Here is a 26,242-nt window from a genome sequence, read left to right as displayed (position 1 = left end):
CGAAGGCACTGGCGCCGCGGGGTCAGCGCACCTGGTCAAGCAGGCGCTTGCATTCCAGGAGGTCGAACAACGCCTCCTGCAGCAGCGCGCGATTGTCACGCGAGAGTTTCGACGCGTCCGGCGCAACCGGGCCTTCCTCGTCGCCCTTGCCCAGGCCGAAAAAGCGGCGGCTGGGCTTGACCCTTGGCTGGCCAACCAGTTCGTCATCTCCGCCGCGCGGCTGGGATGCCGGCGTCAGCGGCACCTGGTCGGCCTGCTTGCGTTGCGAAATCGCCTCGACGGCGGCCATGTTACCATTGCCGATGGCGACCAGGAAATGATTGCCGTTTTCGCGCAGCAGCTTCTGCACGCCCTTGATGGTGTAGCCCTGGTCATAGAGCATATGGCGGATGCCCTTGATCAGTTCGACATCCTGCGGCCGGTAATAGCGACGGCCGCCGCCGCGCTTCATCGGCTTGATCTGGTTGAAGCGCGTCTCCCAGAAACGCAGCACATGCTGCGGCAGGTCGAGATCTTCCGCGACCTCGCTGATGGTGCGGAAGGCGTCAGGGCTCTTGTCCATGGGCGAAATCCTCACGCTGGAGCGTGGCCCGGAACGGCCTTCAGACGAGATCACGCTCAACGAAGAAGAGCTTGTTCCGCCAGCGCGGAATCGATCATACGCCAGAACGCCAATCCGGCCATGCTGCCGAATCGGGCCTTATTTCAGCGGTTTGTGAAGCAATATTCAAGCCCGCTGTCATCGGCGGGTCGGTTTTTCAACCGTGCGATGGAGGCTATTTACCGCCCTTGGCCTTGCTGTTCTGGTGAGAACGCAAAATGCGGTTCTTCAACACGTTGGACGATTTGAAGGTCATCACCCGGCGCGGCAGGATCGGTACTTCCTCGCCGGTCTTTGGATTGCGCCCGATGCGCTCGTTCTTGGAGCGGACATGAAACGTCGCGAAGGACGACAACTTCACCGTCTCGCCGCGCACGATCGCTTCACATATTTCGTCTAGGACCGCCTCGACGAGTTCGGCGGATTCAGTGCGCGACAAACCGACCTTCCGGTAGACGGCCTCGGCCAGGTCGGCGCGCGTAAGTGTTTTTCCCCCCATGCGACCGTCCCATCAGTTCAAGCGTAAAATCCGCACAACAACGGCAGAGCCTAAGTAATTGATCCGGCAAGGTCAAGGACCGAAACTGGACCGTTCTCCACTTACCAGCGAACCAGAACGGCGCCCCAGGTGAAGCCGCCGCCCATCGCCTCCAGGAGCACCAGGTCACCCTTCTTGATGCGGCCGTCGGCGACGGCCACCGACAGCGCCAGCGGTACGGAAGCAGCCGAGGTGTTACCGTGCAAATCGACGGTGACCACCACCTTTTGCTCGGCTATCCCAAGCTTTTTTGCTGAAGCGTCAATAATCCGTTTATTGGCTTGATGGGGCACGAACCAGTCAAGATCGTCGGCGGTAATACCAGCGGCCGAGAAGGTCGTCTCAATGACATCGGTGATCATGCCGACCGCGTGCTTGAAGACCTCGCGGCCTTCCATGCGCAGATGGCCGACCGTTCCAGTCGTCGACGGCCCGCCGTCGACGAAAAGCTTCTCCTTGTGCGTGCCGTCGGAACGCAGGCTGGCCGCCAGGACGCCCCGGTCGGCGATCGTGCCGGCCCCCTCGCCCGCCTCCAGAACGACCGCACCGGCGCCGTCGCCAAACAGCACACAGGTCGAGCGATCGCTCCAGTCGAGGATGCGCGAAAAGGTTTCCGAGCCGATCACCAGCACGCGCTTTGCCAAGCAGCCGCGGATATAGAGGTCGGCTGTCGTCAACGCATAGACGAAGCCTGAACATACCGCCTGCATGTCGAAGGCAAAACCGTGCTGCATGCCGAGCCGGTTCTGGATTTCGACGGCGGTGGCGGGGAACGTGTTGTTGGGCGTCGAGGTCGCCAGCACGATCAGATCGATATCGTCCGGGGTCAATCCGGCATCGGCAAGCGCGGCGCGCGCCGCGGCCTCGCCCAGGGAAGCCGTCGTCTCGTCGTCAGCCGCGATATGGCGCTGGCGGATGCCGGTGCGCTGGGCGATCCACTCGTCGGACGTCTCGACCATGCCTTCAAAATCGGCATTCTTCATGATGCGGCGGGGCAGCGCGGCGCCCGTGCCGCGCACAACTGATCTGATCAAAATTCTTTCCTATTCCTTTGCGTCGGTAACGACGTCGGATTTCCTAGATGTCAGGGCATGCGGGTTGCGCGCATGAAACAGATCGAGGTCGGCCTCGATGCGGTCGAGCAGATTGTTGCGCACCATGTCGTAGCCGAGTTCGATCGCCGCGGCGAAACCGTCCGAATCGGCGCCGCCATGGCTCTTGACGACGATGCCGTTCAGCCCCAGAAACACGCCGCCATTCGAGCGGCCGACATCCATCTTTTCGCGCAGGCGGTCGAAGGCCCCCTTGGCGAAGACATAGCCGATCTTGGCCATCAGGGTGCGGCTCATCGCGGCGCGCAGATAGCCGCCTATCTGGCGCGCGGTGCCTTCCGCCGTCTTCAGCGCGATGTTGCCGGCGAAGCCTTCCGTCACCACGACGTCGACTGTGCCCTTGCCGATGTCGTCGCCTTCGACAAAGCCATGGTAGTTCATCGAGGCCATGTTGGCTTCGCGCAACATGCGCCCCGCTTCCTTGACCTCTTCCTGGCCCTTGATTTCTTCCACGCCGACATTGAGCAGCCCGACCGTGGGCCTGGCGACGCCGAATACGGAACGCGCCATGCCGGTGCCGAGAATGGCAAAATCGATGAGCTGGTGCGCATCGGCGCCAATGGTGGCGCCCACGTCCAGAACCACGCTCTCGCCACGCAATGTCGGCCACAATGCCGCAATCGCCGGACGTTCGATGGTGGCCATGGTGCGCAGGCAGAATTTCGACATCGCCATCAGCGCGCCGGTGTTGCCGGCGGAGATGCATGCATCCGCGGCGCCCGACTTGACGGCCTCGACCGCTTTCCACATCGACGATTTCCAGCGGCCATGGCGCAGCGCCTGGCTCGGTTTGTCGTCCATCCTGACCGCGATCTCGCAGTGGAAGAACTCGCTGACATCAGCCAATTTGGGAAACTTGGCGAGTTCCGGGCGCACCAGTTCCTCACGTCCATAGATGACGAAGCGGATGTCGGGACGGCGGGTCGCGACTGTCATGAGCGCTGGAATGACCACGGTTGGTCCGTGATCGCCGCCCATGGCATCGATGGAAATCCTGATCACGCGGTATTCATCTCACGGTTAGGCGGCAAGTCGTTTTAGCGGTCGCAAAGGTTCGGCGAAAATAGCGGTTTTAGGCTGCCGCACAACCGACTTTTCCGTCGCGGGCGAGGTTTTCAGGATTTTCCCAGCAAGGATCGCAGTTTTTGCTGAAATTCATTCTCGGCCGATCCGGTGTCGTCGCCGGCACCAAGCGAGGCGCCGGGCTTGCGCGGATAGGGGTCGATCGCCAATCCGAAGAACTGTTCGGCAAGCGCCCCCACATCGATGGTGTCGCCTGAAAATGTCTCGGGACTGTCGGGCCCGTCGGCGTCGAGCAGAATCTCGCCGGCGCTTTCGAATCCCTGCCGTCCGAGCTTGGAGTCCTCAGGCAAGAGCAGTGCTTCGACCGGTTCGTCGATATGCGCCTGGACGGGGTCGAGCGTGACGATGCAGGCCTGGGTGATGTCTGCCTCGACACGGCCGCTGACCTTAACGCCATTGCGCTTCCACGACGTAACGAGCAGTTCGGCGCGATAGGCTTCGACCGACAGCAGCCCGTGCGCCTCGGCGAGTGCCGCGCGCTGCGCGGGGTCGGCCCCGATCACCACGGGCAGCCCCTTTTGCGGCAGCCGGGCGACATTGGCGAAAAAGGATACCGGACTCTGCATATCCGCGTGTTTCATCGATCAGCCTCCGTTGGCCCCTGGAAATGCCACAGTGCCGCCAACGATCGATTCGGTCGGCTGCGCACTCAGCTGCCGGCTGGCGTCGGCGACATACCCGGCCAAACGCGACGCTTCCGGCCAAGCGCCGGCGTCGGGACGGACATTACGGGTAAGTGCCGCGGTCAGACTATCATGATCGTTTCGTTCCAGCGCATCATCATAGGCGGCGGTGCGGCCATAGAACATCTTCGCCAGTTTCTTCATGCGTTTTGGCACGCCGACGTCGCCAATGCCCAGTTCCCGCAGCGAATGATCGACGTCGAGGAAGAACTCGTCGATCAGCACCTGCGCGATCTCCTGCGCCACGCCGTCCTCGCCGCGCAAGCGGTGCTGGACCAGGAACATGTGCAGCGAAAGCATCTCGAAACGGCCAAGCGGCGTGTCGGGCACATTCCAGTGGGAATAAAAAAAAGTCTGCCGCGCCGCCGCCACGATTTGTGCGTAGAGCGCGTCGGTGATGGTGCGGTTGGCGTGGCGTTCGCGGCCAAAAAGGCGCTGGAACATGGGGATGGTCTCCGGGGACCGTTTGTTGAATTGGCCTTGTTGCATCGGCAAGCAAGCTGGTTTACCGGTTTTGCGGCCCAGCGCAAGTTGCGGCGATGGAATGGAGAATTGTTGTTGCGCGCGCTGAATTTCAAGTCGACTTTCACTTTCAGGCCTGCCGGTGCGATCTCGCTGCTGGCTATCGTAGCGGCGCTGTCTGCATGCCACACCAATAAGATGATCGGCGACCTCAGTCCGAGCGAGACGTTCACGCAAGGCTACGTCCTCGATCAGCAGGCGATCGATTCTGTGCCGGTCGGTTCCAGCCGCGAGCAGGTGCTTCTGGCGCTCGGCACGCCGTCAACCACGGCTACTTTCGACAATGAGGCGTTTTACTATATCTCGCAGACGCGCAAGCGCTACGTCGCCTTCGACAAGCCGAGGCTGGTCGACCAGAAGGTGCTGGCGGTCTATTTCGGCCCGGACAGCCGCGTCACTCAGATCGCCAAATACGGCTTGAAGGACGGCAAGATTTTCGACTTCATTTCGCGCACCACGCCGACCGGCGGCAAGGACCAGAACTTCCTCAGCCAGATCATCAACGGCGCGAGCAAGCTGGCGCCCAGCATTCCCGGCGGCACCCCCTGATCCTTAGATACCTGCTTCCCTAGATCCTGTTTCCCTGACTTTTGGGGAACAGAAATGTCTCAGGCGACCGAAAACCCGTGGGAGCGATCCCACGGGTTTTTGTTTGACCCGTCCGGCTCGCCAGTGGTGGGGCAAACCCATATCAAACCGCCAAGCTGGGGAGCTTGGACATGAGCAGTGACGACCGTGCGATGCCGGATGGCTGGACGACGACGGGGACACCCGACCGACAGATCGTGACAGGATGAAATGCTGAAATTTTGTGGCAACCGGCGAGACACGAAATCCCGTTCCTGGTCGCAGCGACCCATCAAATGAAAAATCCGCGGGATCGCTCCCGCGGATTTTCAGATTCAATCGTTGCCGTTCAGCCGTGCGCGAGCACGGCCAGCAGCAAGAGTGCCACGATGTTGGTGATCTTGATCGCCGGGTTGACCGCGGGGCCGGCGGTGTCCTTGTAGGGATCGCCGACTGTATCGCCGGTCACCGAAGCCTTGTGCGCCTCGGAACCCTTCAGGTGCTTGACGCCGTTCTTGTCGGTGAAACCGTCCTCGAACGACTTCTTTGCGTTGTCCCAGGCGCCACCGCCCGAAGTCATCGAGATCGCGACAAACAGGCCATTGACGATGACGCCAAGGAGCGAGGCGCCGAGCGCGGCGAAGGCGGACGCCTTCGAGCCCGAGATCAACAGCACGCCGAAATAGACGACGAGCGGCGCCAGCACCGGCAGCAGCGACGGGATGATCATCTCCCGGATCGCCGCCTTGGTCAGGAGATCGACCGCACGCGCGTAGTTCGGCTTCGAGGTGCCGGCCATGATGCCCGGATCCTCGCGGAACTGCTTGCGCACCTCCTCGACGATGGCGCCCGCCGCGCGGCCGACGGCCGTCATGGCGATACCGCCGAACAGGTAGGGAATGAGGCCGCCGAAGATCAGGCCGGCGACGACGTAAGGGTTGGAGAGATCGAAGGAGATTTCGCCCATGCCCTGGAAGTAGGGATACTTGTCGCCATTGGCGGCAAAGAACTTCAGGTCGTTCGAATAGGCCGCGAACAGCACCAGCGCGCCGAGACCGGCCGAACCGATGGCGTAGCCCTTGGTCACCGCCTTGGTGGTGTTGCCGACCGCGTCGAGCGCGTCGGTGGAGTGACGCACTTCCTTGGGCAGGCCGGCCATTTCGGCAATGCCGCCGGCATTGTCGGTGACCGGGCCAAAGGCGTCGAGCGCCACGATCATGCCGGCGAGGCCGAGCATGGTGGTGACGGCAATCGCCGTGCCGAACAAGCCGCCGAGCTGGTAGGTGGCGATGATGCCGCCGACGATGACGATTGCCGGAAGCGCCGTCGATTCCAGCGAGACTGCCAGCCCCTGGATGACGTTGGTGCCATGGCCGGTCACCGATGCCTGGGCGATCGAGTTGACCGGGCGCTTGTTGGTGCCGGTGTAGTATTCGGTGATCACCACGATCAACCCGGTCACCACAAGGCCGATGAGGCCGCAGATGAACAGGTTCTTGCCGGTGATGGTCATGCCGGCAACGGTGCCGACCTCGCCCCAGCCGAGTGTGGCCGAGGTGGCGACGCCGAGGCCAACGACCGACAGCAGGCCGGTCACGATCAGGCCCTTGTAGAGCGCGCCCATGATCGAGCCGTTGGAGCCGAGCTTGACGAAGAAGGTGCCGACGATCGAGGTGAGGATGCAGGCGCCGCAGATGGCGAGCGGATACAGCATTGTCGCACCGAGGACAGCGGTGCCGCCGAAGAAGATGGCGGCGAGAACCATGGTGGCGACGACCGTCACCGCATAGGTCTCGAACAGGTCGGCGGCCATGCCGGCGCAGTCGCCGACATTGTCGCCGACATTGTCGGCGATGGTGGCCGGATTGCGCGGATCGTCCTCCGGAATACCGGCTTCGACCTTGCCGACCAGATCGCCGCCGACATCGGCGCCCTTGGTGAAAATGCCGCCGCCGAGACGGGCGAAGATCGAGATCAGCGAAGCGCCGAAGCCGAGCGAGACCAGCGAGTCGATGACGATGCGGTCATTGGGCTGGAGGCCGAGGAAATGGGTGAGGATGAGGTAGTAGATCGAAACGCCAAGCAGGGCCAGGCCCGCAACTAGCATGCCGGTGATGGCGCCCGACTTGAAGGCGATGTCGAGACCGGCGGCAAGGCTGTTGGAAGCCGCTTGCGCGGTACGCACATTGGCCCGCACCGAAACATGCATGCCGATGAAGCCGGCGGCGCCCGACAGAACGGCACCGATCAGGAAGCCGATGGCGGCGGTGATCGACAGGAGCCACCAGGCGAGGAGGAGCACGACGACGCCGACGATGGCGATGGTGGTGTACTGGCGTGCCAGATAGGCTTGCGCGCCTTCGCGAATGGCTGCGGAAATTTCCTGCATGCGTGCATTCCCCTGATCGGCCGCAAGGACCGAACGTGTCGCCCATATGGCGTAAAGGACAGAAAGCAAGCCGCAGGCGATGACGGCGGAAATTATGGTCATTGCCGGGTTTTCCTCGATTGTTGGCCCAAAAGAACCCCTCCCTGGGCCGTTGAGACAAAGACGGAATCCCGTGCATGGAATCCCCCTCTTCGCATCGGTGTATGCGAAACAGGGCTGCGAACGTCAAGATATTGTTCGTTTTTTGCCCGGCTTTCGCCCAAAACTCGATGCTGGCGAGTGTCCGTCGCGATCTCTCGGCGGTTAGATCGATTGAAATCGTCCCGACCGTCGGCCACGGGTCAGTCCGCCTCTCTGCCCATGCGCCGCGCCGCGTAGCGCTCGACCGCCGACAGTCCGTCATAGATCAGCACGGCAAGCGCCGCCACGATCAGACCGCCCTGCAGGATGAAGGCCAGATTGTTCGACAGCAAGCCGGCGATGATCACCTCGCCGAGCGTCCTGGCCGCCACTGTCGAGCCGATGGTGGCCGTGGCCAGGCTGATCACCACCGACAGCCTGATGCCGCCAAGGATGATCGGCGCGCTGAGCGGCAGTTCGACCTTGGTGAGCCTTTGCCAGCCGGTCATGCCGGCGCCACGCGCAGCCTCGACGACATTGGCCGGCAACGTCGTCAGTCCGGTGAGCGCGTTCTCGAAGATCGGCAGCAGACCATAGAGAAACAGCGCGATCAGCGTCGGCTTCTCGCCGAAGCCCACCGCCGGCACGGCGAGCGCCAGCACCGCCACCGGCGGAAAGGTCTGGCCGATATTGACCAGGCTGCGCGACAGCGGCAGGAATTCGGCGCCGGCGGGCCGGGTGACCAGGATGGCGAGCGCCACAGCGACGATGGTGGCCGCGACGGTCGCGATCAACACGGTGCGCAGATGCAGCAGCGTCAGCGTCAGCAGGCTGCCTTGATTGTAGATGACGGGAGCGTTGTTTTCGGTCAGCGGCTTCAGCAACGGCTCGAACCAACCCGGGCTGGTGATGAAGGCAACAAGCAACACCACAAGCGCAAGCCTGAGCAGCAGAGGCAGCCAGGCTTTCATGACGGCCTCGCCGCCCGCTTGACCAGGCCATCCACGGTGACGCGGCCGATCGGCTTGCCGTCGGTGCCCTTGACCGGCAGCGCCGGCCTGCCGGACCAGAGAAGTTCCGCGAGCGCGTCACGCTGGCTGGCGTCGCCGGGGATCGCCTCGCCTTCGGCGGCGCCCTGCTCCACCGCATCGCGCACCCGGCCCAGCGACAGCAGCCTGAATGGCCTTTCGCTGGCGCCGACCAGCGTCTCGACAAAAGCGTTGGCCGGCTTCGCCAGGATCTCCGCCGGCCCTGCGTACTGCACGAGCTTGCCGGCATCCATGACCGCGATCCTGTCGCCCATGTGCACGGCCTCCTCCATGTCATGAGTGACGAGGATGATGGTGGTGCCGAAGCGCTTCTGGATCGCCAGCAAATCCTCCTGCGCCTTGGTGCGGATGATCGGGTCGAGCGCGCCGAACGGCTCATCCATCAAAAGAACGTTGGGCTCGGCGGCAAGCGCGCGGGCCACGCCGACGCGCTGCTGCTGGCCGCCGGACAGTTCGTGCGGATAGCGCGGCCCGAATTCCCGGGGGTCAAGCTGGTAGAGCGTCATCAGTTCATCGACGCGGGCCTTGATGCGGTCCTTGTCCCAGCCAAGCAGCACCGGCACGGTGGCGATGTTCTGCGCCACGGTGCGATGCGGAAACAGGCCGTGGCCCTGGATTGCATAGCCGATGCTGCGGCGCAGTTCGTAACCGGGCACCGATCGATTGTCGGCGCCGTCGAGCTTGATGATGCCTGATGTCGGCTCGACCAGGCGGTTGATCATGCGCAGCAGCGTCGTCTTGCCGGAGCCCGAGGTGCCGACAATGACGCAAACCGTGCGCGGCTCGATGACCATCGAGACGTTGTCGACGACTGTCGTCGCGTCATAGCGCTTGGTAATGCCTTCGATCTCGATCATGCCGTTTCAACCCTGCGCTTGGTGGCGGTCATTTCGATTACCGCGTCGAGGATGATGGCGGCGGCGAAGGCGAGCGCCACGGTCGGCACCGCGCCGAGCAGCACCAGATCCATCGCCGTCTGGCCGACGCCCTGGAACACGAACACGCCAAAACCGCCGCCGCCGATCAGCGCGGCGATGGTGGCAAGGCCGATGTTCTGCACCAGGACAATGCGGATGCCCGTCAGGATCACCGGAAATGCCAGCGGAAACTCGACACCGAACAGGCGCTGGCGATCGGTCATGCCCATGCCCCGCGCTGCGTCGTTGGCGGCACGCGGCACGCCGGCAAGGCCGACCACGGTGTTGGCCACCACTGGCAGCAGCGAATAGAGAAACAGCGCGACGAAGGCGGGTGCCGTGCCGATGCCCCTGATGCCGAGCGCGGCGGCTCCCGGCACATGAGTTGCGACCCAGCCAAGCGGCGCGATCAGCAGGCCGAACAGCGCGATCGAAGGAATGGTCTGGATGATGTTCAAGACGTTGAGGACGCCGGCCCGCAGGCTTTCGACGCGGTGGCACAGGATGCCGAGCGGCAGGCCGACGATCACGGCGGCAAGCAATGAGCCGAGCGCCAGGGTCACATGTTTGGAGCCTTCGGCCCAAAAGCTGTCGGCGCGGTTGAAATATTCCTTGAGGATCGAGAGGCTGTCCCAGCGTCCCGAAATCAGCAGCAAGCCGATGGCCAGCGCCGCGACGACAAGCACGCCGACGCGCGCCCAGGGCGACAGGTTGAGCCTGGTCAGCACGTCGGCGAGCAAAAGCGTGAAGGCGAAGATGAGAATCCAGAAGCCGGAGGCCGGCGAAACCCTGGCAAAGGTATTGCCGGCCGGAGTGAGGAATGTGCCGGCGACACCGATGAGCAGCGCCAGCGCGGCAAGCGCCACGACGCTGGCTGCAAGGCGCAAGATGAGCGGCGTCCTGAACAGGGCGACAAGGGCGGCCAGTACGAGGATCGCCAAAAGCAGCGGACCGGTCGTTGCCGGCAGAGCTTCGAGAATCGAGCGCGCCTGACCGGGAACGATGCGGTTGGCGCGGAAGGTGGCGAATGGTGCGAGAAACGCGGCGTAAGCAGCGAGCGCGGCAATGACCACGCCGAGCTTGTCGAAACGGATGGTCATGCCTCGCACTGACGTCACTTATCGACGCGTAGCTATTTCAAAAACCCGTTCTTCTTCAAAAAGTCCTCGGCGACGCCCTTGACCGGCTCGCCGCCGACCTGCACACGTCCATTGAGCTCCTGCAGCGTGACGAGATCGAGCTTGGCGAACACCGGCTTCAGCAGCGTCTCGATCTCCGGGTGCTCCTTCAGTACGGATTCGCGGATGATCGGCGCCGGCTGGTAGACCGGCTGCACGCCCTTGTCGTCAGTCAACACGACGAGGCCCGATGGCGCGATGCCGCCATCGGTGCCGTAGACCATGGCGGCATTGGCGCCGCTGGTCTGGTTGGCGGCCGCCGCGATGGTCGCTGCCGTGTCACCACCCGAAAGGGTGATCAGCTGGTCAGGCTTCAGCGTGAAGCCATAGGTGGTCTGGAAGGCCGGAAGGGCTGCCGCCGAATTGACGAACTCGGCGGAGGCCGCCAGCACCACCTTGCCGCCGCCGGAGACGTATTTGCCGAAGTCCGACAGCGTGACGAGCTTGTTCTCGTCAGTCACTTCCTTGCGCAGGGCGATCGCCCAGGTGTTGTTGGCCGGCGCTGGTGACAGCCAGACGATCTTGTTGGCGTCGTAGTCAAGCTTCTTGGCCGTCTCATAAGCCTTGGCGGCATCCTTCCACGCGGGATCATCGGCCTTCTCGAAGAAGAAGGCGGCATTGCCGGTGTATTCGGGATAGATGTCGATCTCGCCGGCGGTGATCGCCTTGCGCACCACCGGCGTGCCGCCGAGCTGGATGCGATCCGTGGTCTTGATGTTGTTGGCGTTGAGGACGAGCTGGATAATGTTGCCGAGCACGCCACCCTCGGTGTCGATCTTCGAGGAGACGACGACCTGAGCGCTCGCGGAAGCCGCCGTGATGACGAGCGCCATTGCCGCGCTGGCCAGAACCTTGACTGAAAACATTGTGAAACCCCTTGCTGTGAACCGGAATGCGGTGGGCGCATATGAGCATGGCTTCAACGGCCAGTCGGGGCATACGGTTTCATAAGAAGGGGGATCAGCGCAATATTTTTGTTCCAGACGCGCCGATTTCGGCGCGGCGGCAACGGCGGGCTGGCGATCAGACGCCATCGGGTGAATAATGCCGCGAGGGGTGGGCGGCAAACACGGAGAGCGTGTCATGGCCATACACAAAGTCGGTTATCTCATCGGCAGCCTTGCCCGGGAATCCATCAACCGCAAGCTCGCGAAGGCGCTCGTTCAACTTGCCCCTCCCGAGCTCGAAATGACGGAAATCGGCTTCAAGGATCTGCCGCTCTACAGTTACGACTACGACGCCAATTTCCCACCAACCGCCCAGGCTTTCAAAAAGGCGATCGCCTCCGTCCAGGCCGTGCTGTTCGTCACCCCGGAGTACAACCGCTCGATACCCGGCGGACTGAAGAACGCAATCGACTGGGCCAGTCGCCCCTACGGCAAGAATTCATTCGCGCGCAAACCGTCGGCCGTCATCGGAACATCGCCGGGCGCCATCGCGACCGCCGTCGCCCAACAAAGCCTGCGCAGCGTTCTGAGTTTCTGCAACTCGCCGCAGATGAATGCGCCGGAAGCCTATATCCAGTTCACGCCTGAGCTGATCACGGATGAGGGCGAGGTGACGGTTGAATCCACCAAGGACTTCCTGCGCAATTATATGGCTGAGTTCCATATGTTCATAGCGCGGGTGCTTCAGGTCCTGCCGCCGGACGCATAACTTTCAAATTGGCGTCAGGCCGGCCGCAAGCTTGTGATCTTCAGCGCGCCGAGTGCCACGAAGCAAAGTGCGGCGACAGGAAAGATCATCCAGTTGAGCATCGTCCAGCCCCAGGCGTTGTAGACCATGCCCGACATCAGCGACGCGCAGGCGACGGAGCCGAACAGGACAAAGTCGTGGAAGCCCTGCACCTTGCCCTTTTCGGACGGGTTGTAGCTGGCCGCCACCATGGCGGTGGCGCCGATGAAGGCGAAATTCCAGCCGAGGCCGAGCAGGATCAGCGCCGTCCAGAATTGCCACAGCGCCAGGCCCGACAAGGCAACGACGGCACAGCCGGTCAGCAACAGCAGGCCGGTGGCGACAACGCGCTCGGCGCCGAAGCGATGGATCAGCGAGCCGGTGAAGAAGCTTGGCCCGAACATCGCCATGACATGCCAGGAGATGCCCAGCGTCGCATCGTCCTCGGACAGGCCGCAGCCAACCATGGCGAGCGGCGCGCCGGTCATGACGAAACTCATCAGCGCGTAACTGCCGACGGCGCAGAAGAGCGCCGCGACGAAACGCGGCTTTGTGACGATTTCGGAAAGGGGCCTGGCATCGCCGTCGGAAACGTCCACCTTGCTCGCGGCCCTCGCCGGCAAGCGCAGGAACGACAGGATGATGGCTCCGACCGCCGCCAGCGGCAGGATCGATGCGAAAGAACCGGCAAACATGACAGGCGCGAACAATTCGCGGGTGAAGATGACGATCTGCGGCCCGAGAATGGCGGTGATGATGCCACCGGCGAGCACGAAGGAGATGGCGCGCGCCTTGAACGCCGGCGGCGCGTTGTCGGCCGCGGCAAAGCGGAACTGCTGGACGAAGGCGCCGCCGACGCCGATGACGAGCAGCGCGAACGCGAACAGCCAGAAGCTGCCGTGGAACAATGCCAGGGTGGCGACCAGCCCGCCGAGCGCGGTGACGACGGTTCCGGTCATGAAGCCGCCCCGCTGGCCGAGCCATCGGATGATGGCCGCCGCGGGCAAGGCCCCGAGCGCCACGCCGAGATTGAAGCCGGTGATCGGCGCCGTCGCCAGGGATTTGTCGGCGCCGAGCAGATATTGCCCGGCCAGCGCGCCCATGGAAATGGCGATAGGGGCGGCCGAACCGATGATCGCCTGCGAGGCGGCGAGGATCAGCGCGGTGCGCCGCGCCTCCTTGCCCGCCTCGACGGCAATGGCCGTCATGATGCGTCCTTGCCGCGGCCCTCGCCACGCACACGGCGTGACACACGGTCGAGCACGGCGTTGACCAGCTTCGGCTCGTCCTCCTCGTAGAAGGCCTTGGCGATATCGACATATTCGGTGACGATGACCGCGACAGGCACGTCCTCGCGCTTCATCAGCTCATAGACGCCCGCGCGCAGAATGGCGCGCAGTGTGGAATCGAGGCGCGACAGCGGCCAGTCGTCGGTCAGCGCCTGGCGGATGATTGGATCAATGGTCTTCTGGTTCTCTACGACGCCTGTCAGGATAGCGCGAAACCATTGCGCGTCCGCCTCGCGATAGAGCGCACCGTCGACTTCCTTGCCGAGGCGGAACGCCTCGTACTCGGCGGTGATCTCGAACACGCCGCTGCCGGCTACATCCATCTGGTAGAGCGCCTGCACGGCGGCCAGACGGGCAGCACCGCGCTTGTTGGCGTGGCGCACCGCGGGCTGTCCTGGCGAAGCGGGTTCGCTCACGATCGCGCTCCCCATTGTTCCTTCAGCGCGATCATGGTCAGCGCCGCACGCGCGGCAAAGCCGCCCTTATCGCCTTCCGAGCGCTTGGCCCGCGTCCACGCCTGTGCATCGTTCTCCGTGGTCAGGATGCCGTTGCCGATGCAGACCGAGTACTGCACGGACAGGTCCATGAGCGCACGGCTGGATTCATTGGCGACAATGTCGAAATGATAGGTATCGCCACGGATAATGGTGCCGAGCGCGACGAAACCGTCATAGCCAGTCCCACCTTCGGCGTCGAGCGCGAAGGTGATCACCGCGGGAATTTCGAGCGAACCGGGAACAGTGACGACGTCGTAAGTCGCGCCCGCTTCATCGAGCGCGCTTGTCGCGCCGTCGAGCAGCGCGTCGGCAAGGTCGTCGTGAAAGCGCGCCTCGATAACAAGAAGGTGCGCCTTCGTCTTGGGACGAATGAACGCCTTGCCGTGTTGGGATGTGCCAGCCATAAATGTCTCCGGGGTCGCCGGTGACTTAGGCCGAAGCCGGTTTGATCGCAAGCGGAAGATTGTCTGCAGGCGTATCAGATTGCCGTGGGCCGGCCTGTTCCGCAGGCTATCAAAGCCCCTCTTTCGCCGCCTCCGCCAGCCGCGCCGCGTAGCGCGCCATGGTGTCGATCTCGAGATTGACACGGTCGCCGGCCTTGCGCTCGCCCCAGGTGGTGACGGTCAGCGAATGATGGATCAACAGCACGTCAAAGCGGGTGCCCGCGACACTGTTGATGGTGAGCGAGGTGCCGTCGAGCGCGACCGAGCCCTTCGGCGCGATGAATTTCGCCAGATCGCGCGGCGCTTCCAGCGTGAAGCGCACCGCATCGCCCTCATCCCTGCGCTCCACGATCTCGGCGGTGCCGTCGACATGGCCCGAAACGATGTGGCCACCGAGCTCGTCGCCGATCTTCAGCGCCCGCTCCAGATTGATCCTGGTACCTGATTTCCAACCCGCCGCCGTCGTCAGCCTGAGCGCCTCCTCCCAGGCCTCGACCTCGAACCAGCGCGCATTCGAGCCGCTGTCGGGCAACGCCGTGACCGTCAGGCAGACGCCGCCGCAGGAGATCGAGGCGCCAATGGCGATGGTCCCGGGATCATAGGCGGTATCGATGCGCAGCCCCACCCCTTCCCGCAGCGGCTTGACGGCGGCCACGGTGCCGATATCGGTGACAATCCCGGTAAACATCGATCGCTATCCCTGAAAATCCCTGATCCATTCGGCGTAACCGTCTTCGCCGAACCGCATCTCGCGCAGCTTGCGAAAACCTGCCGGGATATGGTCGGCATCGACAGGCGATGCAATGCCGTCTTCGCCGATCGCTTCCGGTCCCTGGAACAGCACGATGCGGTCGACCAGCCCGTCGGCCAGGAAAGCGCTCGCCACCTTGGCACCGCCCTCGACCAGCACGCTTGCCATGCCGAGCGCCGCCAGATCCTCGAGCAGTTCGGGTAATGCGACGCCGCCCTCGTGCGTTTCCGTGCCGATGAAGCGCACGCCGGCGCGCTCGAGTGCCGCCCGGCGCTGCGGATCGGCCTCCAGGCAAGCCGCGACATAAAGCGGTACGCGGTCGACACCGGACACCAGCTTCGAGCCCTCCGGCAGCCTGGCCTGGCGGTCGAGCACGATGCGTGCGGGTGAACGGTTCTCCAGTCCGGGCAAACGCACCGTCAGCGCCGGATCATCTTCCAGCGCCGTGCCGATGCCAACCAGGATGGCGTCCGCCTCGGCGCGCATCAGGTAGACTTCGCGGCGCGCCATGTCGCCTGTTATCGCGACCTGGCCGGCGCCTTCCATGCCGATCTTGCCGTCGCTGGAAAGCGCAAGCTTCAGGATAACTTCCGGGCGTTTTCTCAGAGAGCGAATCAAATAGCCCGCCATCTGTTCGGCAGCTTCGGTGGCCAAGACCTTTTCCACCACTTCGACACCGGCGTCACGCAGGATGGCATAGCCTTTGCCGGAGACCCGCGGATCCGGATCGCTGGCAGCGCCCACGACACGCGCGATGCCGGCGTTGAGCAGCGCGTTGGCGCAAGGCGGCGTGCGGCCGTGATGGGCGCAAGGCTCGAGCGTGACATAGGCGGTGGCGCCCCGCGCGAGTTCGCCGGCCTCCGCCAGCGCCTCGGTCTCGGCGTGCGGCCGGCCCCCAATCGCGGTGACGCCGGTACCCACGATCATCGGGCCTGAGCCGTCGTCACGCACGATGATGGTGCCGACGGATGGATTGGTCGAGGTGCGACCGGCGTTCTTGCGCGACAGCCGCAAGGCAGCGGCCATGAAACGGCGGTCAAGGGCCGCTTGCTCGGCCTCGTTGCGTTGCGGTGCTGCCATGCTCAGCCGGCGTCCTCTTCGCTCTTTTCCTCGTCCCCCTTCAGCTCGCCGAGCAGCTCGTGGAAATCCTTGGCCTCGCGGAAATTGCGATAGACCGAGGCGAAGCGCACATAGGCGACATCGTCGAGCGACTTCAGTGCATCCATGACCAGCCGGCCGACCTCGCCGGAAGCCACTTCCGTTTCGCCGGAACTTTCGAGCTGGCGCACGATGCCGGTCACGGCGCGATCGATGCGCTCGGGGTCGACGTTGCGCTTGCGCACCGCGATCTCGACCGAGCGCAACAGCTTGTCGCGGTCGAACGGCACTTTTCGCCCTGATTTCTTGACCACGACGAGGTCGCGCAACTGCACGCGTTCGAACGTGGTGAAACGGCCGCCGCAATCGGGGCAGACACGCCGCCGGCGGATCGCGGCGCCGTCCTCGGCGGGGCGCGAATCCTTCACCTGCGTATCTTCGGACTGGCAATAGGGACAGCGCATGGAGAGCCTTGGGTTCGCGAATCTGGTGAGGTGAAAAGGCTTAGAGCCTTTCCGGTCCGGATTGAAGCAGTTCCGTTTCTTCGACGGCCTGCCGCGCCTCAGAGATAGCGAGGCGCGAGGAAGATTGCCAGCGCGGCAAGCAGCCAGACTGCGATGCCGCCGGCAACAGCCAGGCGATAGTCGACCTTGTCGATGAACAGCCAGCAGGCGCCGAGGAAGGCGAGATAGGCCGGAATCGTCTTCATTCCGGCAAGGCAGGCATCGCGGAATCCGCCTGGATCGCCCTTGGCGCCGACAGCGAGCAACGCGATGACGGCAAAGGTCGGCGCCAGCGGCAGGATCCCGGGTAAGACATTGCCCCGCTTGGACGCCCAGACGATCAGGGCCGTCACCAGCCCGCCGACCACGCCTTTCCAGAGAATGTCCATGGCCCCGCTTGCTCCAGCCAAGCCGTTAAGGCGCAACATCCTTGGTTGGGAAGCCGCAAGATGTGCCGAGATTGCGATAGGCCTTTGTGAAACCGTCCATCGGAATGCTGGCGACGGCCTGCTTGCCGAAGGTGACGTCGAGCGATGTGACTTTTCGCATGGCCCGCAGCAACGCCAGACTTGTCTTGGCCTGGTTGTCGATCGTCCAGCTGGGACGGCCATTGACGGCATCGTTGGAGTAAACCGTCGCGGAAACCTTGACGCCCGGATCGCCGAAGATGGCCGCGATCTTCTTGTCGGCCGGCAGGGTCCGGTTGTCGATGGTGATCATGATGGCCGGATAAGCATCGGGCGGCAGCGCGTCGCCGGTCGAGATCGACAATGTCAGCGTGCCCGAATTGCCACCCGCGTCGAAGAACGCCGTGGAGGCCGCGCAGGTCTTGTGCGCATCCTGGCCGGTGTCGAGCGTATCGACCATGGTCGTCCATCGGCCGAAACTGCTGGTGGCGGGCATGTCCGGAGCGGGCTGCGTCTGCGCCAAAACGGACCCGCAAGCAGCCAGCCAACCGAAGGCGCCAAGTGAGGCAAGACAAAAATCGCGCATCATCAATTCTCCAGTTCCATGCGTCACCCGATCAGGGGTGACGCACTGCCGGCGGATAAAAGATGACGCGTCGCGCCCGGTCAACCGAGATAGGATGGTCAAGCGGGATGGTCAACCGAGATAGGGATAGAGCGGGAATCGATCGGTCAATGCGACGACCTTGGCCTTGACCGCCGCCTCGACCGCGGCATTGCCTTCGTCGGAATTGGCGACCTTGAGCCCATCCAGCACCTCGGCGATCAGCTTGCCGATTTCACGGAATTCGGCCTGGCCGAAGCCGCGCGTGGTGCCGGCCGGCGTGCCCAGCCGCACGCCCGAAGTGACGAAGGGCTTTTCCGGATCGAAGGGGATGCCGTTCTTGTTGCAGGTGATGTTGGCGCGGCCAAGGGCCGCTTCGGCGCGTTTGCCGGTGGCGTTCTTGGGCCTGAGGTCGACCAGCATCAGGTGGTTGTCAGTGCCGCCGGAGACGATATCGAGGCCCGTTTCCTTGAGGCTGGAAGCCAGCGCCTTGGCGTTGGCGGCGACGCTTTCGGCATAGACTTTGAAGCTCGGCTTCAGCGCTTCGCCGAAGGCCACCGCCTTGGCGGCAATGACATGCATCAGCGGACCGCCCTGTAGGCCGGGGAACACCGCCGAATTCATCTTCTTGGCGATGTCCTCGTCATTGCACAGGATCATGCCGCCGCGCGGGCCGCGCAGCGATTTGTGCGTGGTGGTCGTCACCACATGGGCGTGCGGCAAGGGCGAGGGATGCACGCCGCCGGCAACGAGGCCAGCAATGTGCGCCATGTCGACCATCAGATAGGCGCCGACCGCGTCCGCGATCTCGCGAAAACGCTTCCAGTCCCAGATGCGCGAATAGGCGGTGCCGCCGGCCAGGATCAGCTTCGGCTTGGTCTCGTGCGCGGTCCTCTCGATGGCGTCCATGTCCAGCAGATGGTCGTCCTTGCGCACGCCATAGGAGACGACCTTGAACCATTTGCCGCTCATGTTGACCGGCGAGCCGTGGGTGAGATGGCCGCCGGAATTGAGGTCGAGGCCCATGAAGGTGTCGCCGGGTTGCAGCAGCGCCAGGAACACCGCCTGGTTCATCTGGCTGCCGGAATTGGGCTGGACGTTGGCGAAGTTGCAGCCGAACAGCTTTTTCGCGCGCTCGATGGCCAGTTCCTCGGCCACGTCGACGAACTGACAGCCGCCATAGTAGCGCTTGCCCGGATAGCCTTCGGCATATTTGTTGGTCATGATCGACCCCTGCGCTTCGAGCACGGCGCGAGAGACGATGTTCTCCGAAGCGATCAGCTCGATCTCGTGGCGCTGGCGACCGAGTTCATTGCGGATGGCGCCGAAGATCTCCGGATCGGCATCTTCCAAAGTGGTTTCGAAAAAGGATTCGAATTTGTTGGACGCCGCCGCTGCTGTTGCCATGGCCTGAGTTCCCCGGGGTTGGAAGGGCAAATTCGTGGATGCAGTCGTCCCAAACCACTGGGCGGTTCTGGGCGACATGCATTGCGTTCGCCGGCCATTAACACAGTTGTTTTGGGCTCGCCACGTTTGCGGCGCGAAATTTGCTGGCCGGTTTGCGGCAAAGGATCGGGGCGGACCGCTATTTCCTGTCCCGCCGCTGCTTCAGCAAGGCCTCGGCCAATGTGATTTCGGAAAACAGGGCGCGCATCGTGTGATCATTGATCTCTTGGCTGCGGAACATGTCGCGTAGCGCGGATCGCTCGGCTTCGATGCCCGCCGCCCTGAGTTCGAGCTCCAGCCTGCCGGCCTCACGGGCCTCTGCGCGGGCCTCGTCGGCTTCGTCGGAAGCCGCGATGCGCCGCCGGTAGCCGGCCACGATGCTGTCGGCGACGGCCAGCCGGGCCTCGACCGCCTCGCCCTCGCCTGCCTCGTTGGCGATGCTCTCGATCCTGGCGATCGCCGCACTGGCGGCGCCGACGCGCGCCCGGCGCTCCTCCGCGGCGGCCGGATTCTCGCCTGGCTCGACCAGTCCCCGCGCGATCCTGGGCAAGGCAAAGCTGGCAATGACGAGCGAGCAGATGATGACGCCGGCGGCGAGGAAGATCACGACATCGCGTGCCGGAAAGGGCGAGCCATCCTGCAAAGCCAGCGGCAATGACAGGATGCCCGCCAATGTGATGGCGCCGCGCACGCCGGCCACGGAGCCGGCGAGCCGGACGCGAAATCCGAACGGCTCGGCCTTGCGCTTGCCCGCACGCGCCGCGATCGCCTGGGCGATGTCCCCGACCCAGATCCACAGGAAGCGCAGCCCGATCAGGCAGAGCGTCAGGATCAGCACCGTCGCCACCGGCTCGATCAGCCAATGCCGGCTGGACAATTCCGGCGGGATCTTGCGGATGATGTCGGGAAGCTGCAGGCCGAGCAGAAGGAACAGAGCGCCATTGAAGACGAAAGTGAGCGTCGCCCAGAGCGACAGGATCTGCATGCGCGCCGACACGCCGAGGAAACGGAACATGCCGCTGACCCCGGTCAGCAGGCCGGCGGTGACCGCCGCCAGGATGCCCGAGGCTCCGACATGTTCGGCGCCGAGATAGGCGACGAAAGGCAGCAGGATCATCACGAGAACCTGCGCCTCGGCCGGCACGCCGCCGATGCGGCTGAGCAGTTGCAGCGCCTTGGCGGCGATGAACAGGGCCGCGACACCGGCCAGGATGCCAGCGGCGACGGCGTAGAGGAAGCTGAGCGAGGCTCCCGCGAAAGAGAAGCTGCCGGTCAATGCCGCCGCCACCGCAAAGCGGAACATGACGAGACCCGACGCGTCGTTGAGCAACGACTCGCCCTCCAATATGTGCATCAGCCGGGCCGGAACCACATTCCTGTCGACGATCGAGGACACCGCCACGGCGTCGGTCGGCGACAGCACGGCGGCCAGCGCGAAAGCGACGACGAGCGGAATGCTCGGCACGAGCCAGTGCAAGGCATAGCCGAAGCCGACAATGGTGAAGAAGACCAGGCCGATGGCGAGATCGAGTATGGGTCCGCGCAAGGCGACGAGTTCGCGCTTGGGCGCCGCGAGGGCGTCACCGAACAGAAGCGGCGGGATGAACACCAGCAGGAAAAGTTCGGGATCAATCTCGACATGCAGGCCCCCGGCAGGCCAGGCCAAGGCCGCGCCGATAGCGATCTGCAGCACCGGCAACGGCACCCGAACCAGCCGGACGAGCGCGCCGGAAAGCGCCACGGAGACAAGCACGACGAGAATGAAGATGGCGACGTCCATGGCACGATTCCGGCTGTCTGCCGACCATGCGCAATAGCCGGAGCTTCGTCCAGCCGGTCGAACGGCTGGAAATGGCGACGTCCGCAACAAAAAAAGCCGCCCAGTGAGCGGCTTTTTTGCAAAAATATCAGCTCGTTATAGCGACGACGTGATCTGCAGTTCGCTGGCGCCGTCGAGCGCGTAGACGTCGTCGCGGAACTGGACGACGCCGGGTCCTGTCGACCACGCCGAGAGATAGAGGAAATGCACCGGCACCGGGTTGGTGACTTGGATCGGCGTGTTCTGGCCGGTCTTGATAGCCGCCTCGAAATGCTGGCGGTCCCAGCCGGGCGTGTCGCGCAGGATCCAGGTGACGAGATCGCGCACGTTCTGGACGCGCACGCAGCCCGAGGAATCGAAGCGCATCATCTTGCCGAACAGGCTCTGCTGCGGCGTGTCGTGCATGTAGACGCCGTCCGGGCTCGGGAAATTGATCTTGACCGACGCCATGGCGTTTTCCGAACCGGGATCCTGACGGAAACGGTACTTGGCGGCATCGTCGGTCGACCAGTCCACATTCATCGGGTCGACTTCGCTGCCATCGGGCGCGAACAGGCGGATATGGCTGTTCTTGAGATAATCGGGATCCTTCCGCATCAGCGGAATAATGTCCTTGCGCACGATCGAGACCGGTGCGTTCCAGTACGGATTGACGATGATCTCGTTGATCTTGGAATTGACGATCGGCGTCTGTCGATCGATCTTGCCGACGATCGCGGTGTGGCGAAGCACGACGCGGTCGTTCTCGACCGCTTCGATCTGTGCGGCAGGAATATCGACCAGCACATAGCGGCTGCCCAGCGTGCCGGCCTTCTCTTTCAGCCGCTGCAGATTGGTCTGCAGCTGGCCGAGCCGGATTTGCGCCGAAACATTCATCGCGGCGTAGGTATACTTGCCCATCGAGCCGTCAGCCGGCAGGCCATGGCGCAACTGAAAGCGCTTGACCGCCGAGTCGACATAGGAATCGAAAGCCGTCGAAATGCCGGCGCTCTGCGACAGGTCGCCCGCCATCATCAGGCGCTTGCGCAACGGCACCACGTCCGGGTCATCGACGCCGAGTTGCAGTTTCTTGGTCGCGGGAACGTCCGTCCAGCCGCCCTGGGAGACGATGTTCTGATACTGCGCGACCGCCTGCTCAGTGAAGGCAACGGTCTGCAGGCTGAAGATCGGCAGCGTCGAGGCCACCTTGCCGCCTTCGCTGGCGCGGGCATCGAACTGATCATCCCAATTGCCGCGGGCCGAGGATTTCAGGATATCCCCGATCACATCCTGCGCACTGGCACGGCCGGCCACCATGGCGGCGGCGAGCGCGGAGGCTCCGGAAAGGAAAAAGCGGCGGCTGGTTCTCATGGACGTTCCAGACATTCTTGTAGCGTTCGATCACTTGCTGCGTCGATCATCGCGCGATCTCGCCCGCACTCTAAAATCGGCAATCTTAACAATTAGCCAACCATGGTCCGTATCACATTGGCGACAAAGGCAAGAGGCGCGATGCGGTTGCGGGTGGACGCATGGTCTTCACCACAGCATCACTGCCACTCTCGGTTCCACTGGAATATGGCGGCAACGTGGCCTTGGCCCGTAATTTGCTTTGGCCGGACGCAAGAAAGAAAAGACCGGTGCTTTTCGGCACCGGCCCTGACTGGAGGTCGCTGTTATGGCCACGCTTCTGCGGCGCGGCTCCGTTTCCTGGATGGTCTTACATCCGGTAGGCGATGGTGTCGTTCCAGAAGCGGTCGAGCCGCTGCAGGGCGCGGTTCATCTGCTTGAACTCGTCGGTGTTGATGCCTCCGACCTGTTCGATCGAGCCGACATGGCGTTCATAGAGACCGGCGACCACATCAGCCACTTCATTGCCTTTCGGCGTCAGCGAGACGCGGACCGAACGGCGGTCGATGCGTGAGCGCTGGTGGTTGATGAAGCCGAGATCGACCAGCTTCTTCAGATTGTAGGAGACGTTCGAGCCGAGATAGTAGCCACGTGAACGCAGCTCGCCGGCGGTCAGTTCGGAATTACCGATGTTGAAGAGCAGCAGCGCCTGGATGGCATTGATGTCGGAACGGCCGTTGCGGTCGAATTCGTCCTTGATGACATCAAGCAGACGGCGGTGCAGACGCTCGACCAGCTGCAGCGATTCCATGTACAGGGAACGGATAGCCTCGCGGCGATCGTCGGAAACGTTGGCGGTCTTGGCCGCCGGACGCGAATTGATCATTGTCTTTGCCTCTCGTTTGTCGCCCTGGTGATTTTTTGTTTTTCACCTTGATCGCGACACTATCGAATACTCATAAAATTCGACTTAAACGCTAGGGCTAACAAGAGCTTACCGGTAAGAGGTTTCGGAAGACGCTTAACGAACGGTCACCCGGGCAAGGATGATTAACCTAAAGATTTAGGCAATGATCGCCGGGGCGGATTCGAGCGGTCGCCAGGTCGTCAACACGTACAATGGCTTAGTGTCGTGCCGGGCGTTTCTGCAGATAGATGACGACGCGAAAGACGATGTAGAGCAGCGCCACGCAGGCATGCGAGACGATGATCAGGAGACGGTGGCCGAAAAGCTCGGGAAAGCCGGCATACATGACGGTCTCGGTGACCGCGCATATGAACCAGATCACCGGACCCCAGGACGCCAGCATCCACAACCCGGCCGCGGCGAAGGGAAAGAACACGGCGAGCATCACCGCCGCCACCTGCCAATGCACCGGCATAAGATCGAAGCGCCACAGCGAGCCCGGATAGAATCCGATCAGCTTGATCCAGTACAGGATGCCGAACATCAGGCAGTAGCCCGCGATGACGCGCTGGAACCAGGCGAAGATCACCTCGACCGTCGAGGGCTGCAGGACGACGCGTCTCGATGTCACTTCGCTCACAGCCCAAGCTCCCGATCGCCGAGCGGAGCGAAATAGGCCTCGACATCCGCCTCGCTGACGGCATCGATCTTTGCCGGCCGCCATTGCGGCTTGGAGCCCTTGTCAATGATGGCGGCACGGATGCCTTCGTAGAAATCGTGGCCGGCCAGCATGCGGTTCAGGATACGGAACTCCATCCTCATGCAGTCGTCCATCGACAATGTCTGCCCGGCGCTGATCTGCCGCCAGGCGACGCGAAGGCTGGTCGGCGAGCGCATGCGGATCGTCGCCAGCGTCCTGGCCGCGAATTCGTCCTTGTCCGCGCGATCCAGGCTGTCGATGAGGTCCGGCAGCGAGGGTTGGGCGAAATGGCGGGAGATCGCCTCCAGGATGGGCCTGTCGGTCTCCCGCTTGGCCGGAACAAAGAACCCGCGCAGCACCGATTCCGGATCGCCCGTCAGCGCCAGCCGGTCGAGGAAGCTCGGCTGGTCCTCGGCCTTGATGGTGTGGGTGGCCAGCCCCGACCACAGCGCATCGCCATAGCGGATGCGGTTGCCGGTCAGCGCCAGATACATGCCGAAGGAACCGCCAAGATCGGGCAGCAGATGACTGGCGCCGACATCGGGGAAAAAGCCGATGCCGACCTCCGGCATGGCGAACTGGGCATTCTCGGTCATCACCCGGTGCGAACCGTGGAAGGAAATGCCGACCCCACCGCCCATGACGATGCCGTCGATGAGCGCCACATAGGGTTTCTTGAAACGGGCGATGTAGGCGTTGAGCCGATACTCGTCGGCGAAAAACTCGACCGGCGGTTTTCCGGCCCGGCCGGCTTCGTAGATGTGCAGGATATCGCCGCCGGCCGAAAACGCCCTGCCCTCGGCCTTGACCACGACGACATCCACGCCGTCGTCCCGCTCCCAGGAGCGCAGGGCCTCGCCCAGCGCCTTGACCATGCGATGGGTGACGGCATTGAGCGCCAGCGGCCGCGTCAGGGTGACGACGCCGGCCCTGCCCAACCTTTCGAAGCGAATTTCGTCGCCTCCACCAAAATCCATCGCCAGAGAATCCTTCCCCGCGCCTGCGGGACTGAAGTGCTAAAGGCGGCGCATGGGTGCGTCAATGGCAGCAGTCTGTCCGCCGCGGTCTTGGCGGCAAGTGGCGGCCGATGCTAGACGTTGGCGGCCATTACGGCAGGCCAAGAGCCGGATAGTGAGCCATGCCGCAGTTTTTGCGCCTTGTCCTTGTTCTGAGTTGCCTGTCTGCGTTGTGGGCAACCAATGTCCCCGCGGGGGCAACCGACCTTGGCGATCTTTACCAATCGCAGACCATCGTAACCGGCCAGGGTGAAGAAAACCGCCAGCTCGGCTTCAGGACTTGCCTCGACAAGGTCCTCGTCCGTGTTTCGGGCGATCAGCGGCTGCTTGCCAGACGCGAAATGGACGCGTTGCGCGACAAGGCCGGCAGCTTTGTCGACTCGTTTCGCTACCATGACCGGCTGGAGGGTATTCCGATCCATGACGAGCAAGGCACGCATGACCGGCCGCATGACCTCACCTGCCTCTACAAGCCCGATGTGATCGACAAGGTGCTGGCATCGCTCGGCAGCAGGCCCTGGCTTGGCGAGCGGCCCGCCCTGTCGGTACTTTTGGCTGTGGAACGCGCAGGGCGTGGCTTCGTACTCGCGAGCGACGGGGACGAGAGTCCCTATATGCGGGACTCGTTCGAGGCGGCCGCCAAGCCCATGGCGATGTCGATCGTCATTCCAAACAAGGCCACGCTCACCAAAGGTGGGTTCATCTTTGAAGAGGTAAGCGCTACCTCGCCTGAACTGCTGGGCGGCATTGCAAGAGACCTTGGCGGCCGACCACTCCTTTTCGGCAACATCTGGTGGCGCGACAAGGAATTGGGCTGGATCGTGGACTGGTGGCTTGCGATCGATGGCAAAACCTATGAATGGCAAGTACGCGGCGTCAGCTTCGACGAGGCGTTCCGCGTCGCGATCCGTGGCGCGGCACAGATCCTGTCCGGTAATGGTCAACCCGGCTGACAGCGCGACCGACACTGGCACAAACGTGTCGCATTGGTCAGCACCAA

The 26,242-nt window shown here is 63.3% G+C and carries 28 protein-coding genes; 3 read left to right on the top strand and 25 right to left on the bottom strand.

The annotated features are described in order from the left end of the window. Positions 1-22 precede the first annotated feature (22 nt). The 6 genes from O7A60_RS19045 to O7A60_RS19020 all read right to left on the bottom strand — a co-directional run bounded on the left by O7A60_RS19045 (position 23) and on the right by O7A60_RS19020 (position 4,461). Positions 23-562, bottom strand: coding sequence for a MerR family transcriptional regulator (locus O7A60_RS19045; RefSeq protein ID WP_337107546.1), 540 nt, complete (start codon positions 560-562; stop codon positions 23-25). Between the two features lie 214 nt (positions 563-776). Beyond that, entirely contained in the window at positions 777-1,100 is a 324-nt protein-coding gene (locus O7A60_RS19040; RefSeq protein WP_010915609.1) for an integration host factor subunit alpha, read from the bottom strand. Positions 1,101-1,201: 101 nt separating this feature from the next. Further along, a complete protein-coding gene (locus tag O7A60_RS19035) occupies positions 1,202-2,173 on the bottom strand; it encodes a beta-ketoacyl-ACP synthase III (protein ID WP_337107545.1) in 972 nt (323 codons plus the stop codon). A gap of 9 nt (positions 2,174-2,182) precedes the next feature. Beyond that, positions 2,183-3,253, bottom strand: coding sequence for a phosphate acyltransferase PlsX (gene plsX, locus O7A60_RS19030; protein ID WP_337107544.1), 1,071 nt, complete (start codon positions 3,251-3,253; stop codon positions 2,183-2,185). 113 nt (positions 3,254-3,366) lie between these two features. Continuing rightward, on the bottom strand, positions 3,367-3,915 hold the full coding sequence (locus tag O7A60_RS19025; protein ID WP_337107543.1) for a YceD family protein: 549 nt from the start codon (positions 3,913-3,915) through the stop codon (positions 3,367-3,369). A gap of 3 nt (positions 3,916-3,918) precedes the next feature. Next, positions 3,919-4,461: a ubiquinol-cytochrome C chaperone family protein gene (locus O7A60_RS19020; RefSeq protein WP_337107542.1), complete on the bottom strand. Its 543-nt coding sequence runs from the start codon at positions 4,459-4,461 to the stop codon at positions 3,919-3,921. Positions 4,462-4,575: 114 nt separating this feature from the next. Here O7A60_RS19020 and O7A60_RS19015 point away from each other — a divergent pair, with 114 nt between their 5' ends. Further along, the gene (locus O7A60_RS19015; protein ID WP_140506497.1) at positions 4,576-5,088 is read left to right on the top strand and encodes an outer membrane protein assembly factor BamE; all 513 of its coding nucleotides are present in this window, start codon (positions 4,576-4,578) and stop codon (positions 5,086-5,088) included. Between the two features lie 367 nt (positions 5,089-5,455). Here the strand turns inward: O7A60_RS19015 and O7A60_RS19010 are convergent, their stop codons facing one another. The 5 genes from O7A60_RS19010 to osmF all read right to left on the bottom strand — a co-directional run bounded on the left by O7A60_RS19010 (position 5,456) and on the right by osmF (position 11,625). After that, on the bottom strand, positions 5,456-7,597 hold the full coding sequence (locus O7A60_RS19010) for a sodium-translocating pyrophosphatase (RefSeq protein ID WP_140506499.1): 2,142 nt from the start codon (positions 7,595-7,597) through the stop codon (positions 5,456-5,458). 239 nt (positions 7,598-7,836) lie between these two features. Next, positions 7,837-8,586, bottom strand: coding sequence for an ABC transporter permease (locus tag O7A60_RS19005; protein ID WP_027143586.1), 750 nt, complete (start codon positions 8,584-8,586; stop codon positions 7,837-7,839). Beyond that, entirely contained in the window at positions 8,583-9,521 is a 939-nt protein-coding gene (locus tag O7A60_RS19000; RefSeq protein WP_337107541.1) for an ABC transporter ATP-binding protein, read from the bottom strand. The genes O7A60_RS19005 and O7A60_RS19000 overlap by 4 nt, the downstream gene beginning before the upstream one ends. Beyond that, positions 9,518-10,681, bottom strand: a complete 1,164-nt coding sequence (locus O7A60_RS18995) for an ABC transporter permease (protein ID WP_337107567.1) — start codon at positions 10,679-10,681, stop codon at positions 9,518-9,520. Before O7A60_RS18995 ends, O7A60_RS19000 begins: the two co-directional genes overlap by 4 nt. Before the next feature lie 32 nt (positions 10,682-10,713). Then, a complete protein-coding gene (gene osmF / locus O7A60_RS18990) occupies positions 10,714-11,625 on the bottom strand; it encodes a glycine betaine ABC transporter substrate-binding protein OsmF (RefSeq protein ID WP_415926835.1) in 912 nt (303 codons plus the stop codon). Positions 11,626-11,842: 217 nt separating this feature from the next. Between osmF and O7A60_RS18985 the strand changes: the two genes are divergently transcribed. Then, positions 11,843-12,415 carry an NADPH-dependent FMN reductase gene (locus tag O7A60_RS18985; protein WP_027143582.1) on the top strand — a complete coding sequence of 191 codons (573 nt, stop codon included), beginning with the start codon at positions 11,843-11,845 and terminating at the stop codon, positions 12,413-12,415. 14 nt (positions 12,416-12,429) lie between these two features. On the opposite strand, the gene O7A60_RS18980 is transcribed toward O7A60_RS18985, so the two are convergent. The 14 genes from O7A60_RS18980 to O7A60_RS18915 form a co-directional block, all read right to left on the bottom strand. Further along, positions 12,430-13,641: an MFS transporter gene (locus O7A60_RS18980; RefSeq protein ID WP_337107540.1), complete on the bottom strand. Its 1,212-nt coding sequence runs from the start codon at positions 13,639-13,641 to the stop codon at positions 12,430-12,432. Then, complete coding sequence (nusB, locus tag O7A60_RS18975) at positions 13,638-14,138, bottom strand: transcription antitermination factor NusB (protein ID WP_015318243.1); 501 nt, start codon at positions 14,136-14,138, stop codon at positions 13,638-13,640. The genes O7A60_RS18980 and nusB overlap by 4 nt, the downstream gene beginning before the upstream one ends. Further along, the gene (ribH, locus tag O7A60_RS18970; RefSeq protein WP_337107539.1) at positions 14,135-14,623 is read right to left on the bottom strand and encodes a 6,7-dimethyl-8-ribityllumazine synthase; all 489 of its coding nucleotides are present in this window, start codon (positions 14,621-14,623) and stop codon (positions 14,135-14,137) included. Before ribH ends, nusB begins: the two co-directional genes overlap by 4 nt. 109 nt (positions 14,624-14,732) lie before the next feature. Beyond that, positions 14,733-15,350, bottom strand: coding sequence for a riboflavin synthase (locus tag O7A60_RS18965; RefSeq protein WP_337107538.1), 618 nt, complete (start codon positions 15,348-15,350; stop codon positions 14,733-14,735). Between the two features lie 6 nt (positions 15,351-15,356). After that, positions 15,357-16,493: a bifunctional diaminohydroxyphosphoribosylaminopyrimidine deaminase/5-amino-6-(5-phosphoribosylamino)uracil reductase RibD gene (ribD, locus tag O7A60_RS18960; protein ID WP_337107537.1), complete on the bottom strand. Its 1,137-nt coding sequence runs from the start codon at positions 16,491-16,493 to the stop codon at positions 15,357-15,359. 2 nt (positions 16,494-16,495) lie between these two features. Next, positions 16,496-16,975 (bottom strand): transcriptional regulator NrdR, encoded by a 480-nt coding sequence (gene nrdR / locus O7A60_RS18955; protein ID WP_015318247.1) that lies wholly within the window; start codon positions 16,973-16,975, stop codon positions 16,496-16,498. Positions 16,976-17,073: 98 nt separating this feature from the next. After that, the gene (locus O7A60_RS18950; RefSeq protein ID WP_140769125.1) at positions 17,074-17,403 is read right to left on the bottom strand and encodes a GlpM family protein; all 330 of its coding nucleotides are present in this window, start codon (positions 17,401-17,403) and stop codon (positions 17,074-17,076) included. 25 nt (positions 17,404-17,428) lie between these two features. Beyond that, positions 17,429-18,007 carry a hypothetical protein gene (locus O7A60_RS18945; protein WP_337107536.1) on the bottom strand — a complete coding sequence of 193 codons (579 nt, stop codon included), beginning with the start codon at positions 18,005-18,007 and terminating at the stop codon, positions 17,429-17,431. 111 nt (positions 18,008-18,118) lie between these two features. Beyond that, positions 18,119-19,432: a serine hydroxymethyltransferase gene (gene glyA / locus O7A60_RS18940; RefSeq protein WP_337107535.1), complete on the bottom strand. Its 1,314-nt coding sequence runs from the start codon at positions 19,430-19,432 to the stop codon at positions 18,119-18,121. Between the two features lie 178 nt (positions 19,433-19,610). Beyond that, complete coding sequence (locus O7A60_RS18935) at positions 19,611-21,251, bottom strand: Na+/H+ antiporter (protein WP_337107534.1); 1,641 nt, start codon at positions 21,249-21,251, stop codon at positions 19,611-19,613. A gap of 135 nt (positions 21,252-21,386) precedes the next feature. Further along, the gene (locus O7A60_RS18930) at positions 21,387-22,640 is read right to left on the bottom strand and encodes a L,D-transpeptidase family protein (protein WP_140506523.1); all 1,254 of its coding nucleotides are present in this window, start codon (positions 22,638-22,640) and stop codon (positions 21,387-21,389) included. 349 nt (positions 22,641-22,989) lie between these two features. Next, entirely contained in the window at positions 22,990-23,505 is a 516-nt protein-coding gene (ldtR, locus tag O7A60_RS18925; RefSeq protein ID WP_013896002.1) for a transcriptional regulator LdtR, read from the bottom strand. 238 nt (positions 23,506-23,743) lie between these two features. Continuing rightward, a complete protein-coding gene (locus O7A60_RS18920; protein WP_027143571.1) occupies positions 23,744-24,166 on the bottom strand; it encodes a DUF6163 family protein in 423 nt (140 codons plus the stop codon). Continuing rightward, positions 24,163-25,203: an enoyl-CoA hydratase/isomerase family protein gene (locus O7A60_RS18915; RefSeq protein WP_337107533.1), complete on the bottom strand. Its 1,041-nt coding sequence runs from the start codon at positions 25,201-25,203 to the stop codon at positions 24,163-24,165. Before O7A60_RS18915 ends, O7A60_RS18920 begins: the two co-directional genes overlap by 4 nt. A 161-nt stretch (positions 25,204-25,364) precedes the next feature. Between O7A60_RS18915 and O7A60_RS18910 the strand changes: the two genes are divergently transcribed. Then, positions 25,365-26,195: a DUF2066 domain-containing protein gene (locus tag O7A60_RS18910; RefSeq protein ID WP_337107532.1), complete on the top strand. Its 831-nt coding sequence runs from the start codon at positions 25,365-25,367 to the stop codon at positions 26,193-26,195. Positions 26,196-26,242 lie beyond the last annotated feature (47 nt).

The organism is Mesorhizobium salmacidum (SeqCode) (assembly GCF_037179605.1).
GTDB lineage: Bacteria > Pseudomonadota > Alphaproteobacteria > Rhizobiales > Rhizobiaceae > Mesorhizobium > Mesorhizobium salmacidum.
This window is presented reverse-complemented; position numbering and strand designations above follow the sequence as displayed.

Excerpts from the sequence above, each read along its gene's own strand:
- O7A60_RS19000 (WP_337107541.1), bottom strand. The coding sequence starts at position 9,521 with ATGATCGAGATCGAAGGCATTACCAAGCGCTATGACGCGACGACAGTC.
- ldtR (WP_013896002.1), bottom strand. The coding sequence starts at position 23,505 with ATGATCAATTCGCGTCCGGCGGCCAAGACCGCCAACGTTTCCGACGAT.
- O7A60_RS18935 (WP_337107534.1), bottom strand. The coding sequence starts at position 21,251 with ATGGACGTCGCCATCTTCATTCTCGTCGTGCTTGTCTCCGTGGCGCTT.
- glyA (WP_337107535.1), bottom strand. The coding sequence starts at position 19,432 with ATGGCAACAGCAGCGGCGGCGTCCAACAAATTCGAATCCTTTTTCGAA.
- O7A60_RS19045 (WP_337107546.1), bottom strand. The coding sequence starts at position 562 with ATGGACAAGAGCCCTGACGCCTTCCGCACCATCAGCGAGGTCGCGGAA.
- O7A60_RS19020 (WP_337107542.1), bottom strand. The coding sequence starts at position 4,461 with ATGTTCCAGCGCCTTTTTGGCCGCGAACGCCACGCCAACCGCACCATC.
- O7A60_RS18945 (WP_337107536.1), bottom strand. The coding sequence starts at position 18,007 with ATGCGCGATTTTTGTCTTGCCTCACTTGGCGCCTTCGGTTGGCTGGCT.
- O7A60_RS18950 (WP_140769125.1), bottom strand. The coding sequence starts at position 17,403 with ATGGACATTCTCTGGAAAGGCGTGGTCGGCGGGCTGGTGACGGCCCTG.
- O7A60_RS18980 (WP_337107540.1), bottom strand. The coding sequence starts at position 13,641 with ATGACGGCCATTGCCGTCGAGGCGGGCAAGGAGGCGCGGCGCACCGCG.
- O7A60_RS19005 (WP_027143586.1), bottom strand. The coding sequence starts at position 8,586 with ATGAAAGCCTGGCTGCCTCTGCTGCTCAGGCTTGCGCTTGTGGTGTTG.
- O7A60_RS18985 (WP_027143582.1), top strand. The coding sequence starts at position 11,843 with ATGGCCATACACAAAGTCGGTTATCTCATCGGCAGCCTTGCCCGGGAA.
- O7A60_RS18930 (WP_140506523.1), bottom strand. The coding sequence starts at position 22,640 with ATGAGAACCAGCCGCCGCTTTTTCCTTTCCGGAGCCTCCGCGCTCGCC.
- nrdR (WP_015318247.1), bottom strand. The coding sequence starts at position 16,975 with ATGCGCTGTCCCTATTGCCAGTCCGAAGATACGCAGGTGAAGGATTCG.
- O7A60_RS18910 (WP_337107532.1), top strand. The coding sequence starts at position 25,365 with ATGCCGCAGTTTTTGCGCCTTGTCCTTGTTCTGAGTTGCCTGTCTGCG.
- osmF (WP_415926835.1), bottom strand. The coding sequence starts at position 11,625 with ATGTTTTCAGTCAAGGTTCTGGCCAGCGCGGCAATGGCGCTCGTCATC.
- O7A60_RS19025 (WP_337107543.1), bottom strand. The coding sequence starts at position 3,915 with ATGAAACACGCGGATATGCAGAGTCCGGTATCCTTTTTCGCCAATGTC.
- ribD (WP_337107537.1), bottom strand. The coding sequence starts at position 16,493 with ATGGCAGCACCGCAACGCAACGAGGCCGAGCAAGCGGCCCTTGACCGC.
- O7A60_RS18995 (WP_337107567.1), bottom strand. The coding sequence starts at position 10,681 with ATGACCATCCGTTTCGACAAGCTCGGCGTGGTCATTGCCGCGCTCGCT.
- O7A60_RS19040 (WP_010915609.1), bottom strand. The coding sequence starts at position 1,100 with ATGGGGGGAAAAACACTTACGCGCGCCGACCTGGCCGAGGCCGTCTAC.
- ribH (WP_337107539.1), bottom strand. The coding sequence starts at position 14,623 with ATGGCTGGCACATCCCAACACGGCAAGGCGTTCATTCGTCCCAAGACG.
- O7A60_RS18915 (WP_337107533.1), bottom strand. The coding sequence starts at position 25,203 with ATGGATTTTGGTGGAGGCGACGAAATTCGCTTCGAAAGGTTGGGCAGG.
- O7A60_RS19010 (WP_140506499.1), bottom strand. The coding sequence starts at position 7,597 with ATGACCATAATTTCCGCCGTCATCGCCTGCGGCTTGCTTTCTGTCCTT.
- O7A60_RS18965 (WP_337107538.1), bottom strand. The coding sequence starts at position 15,350 with ATGTTTACCGGGATTGTCACCGATATCGGCACCGTGGCCGCCGTCAAG.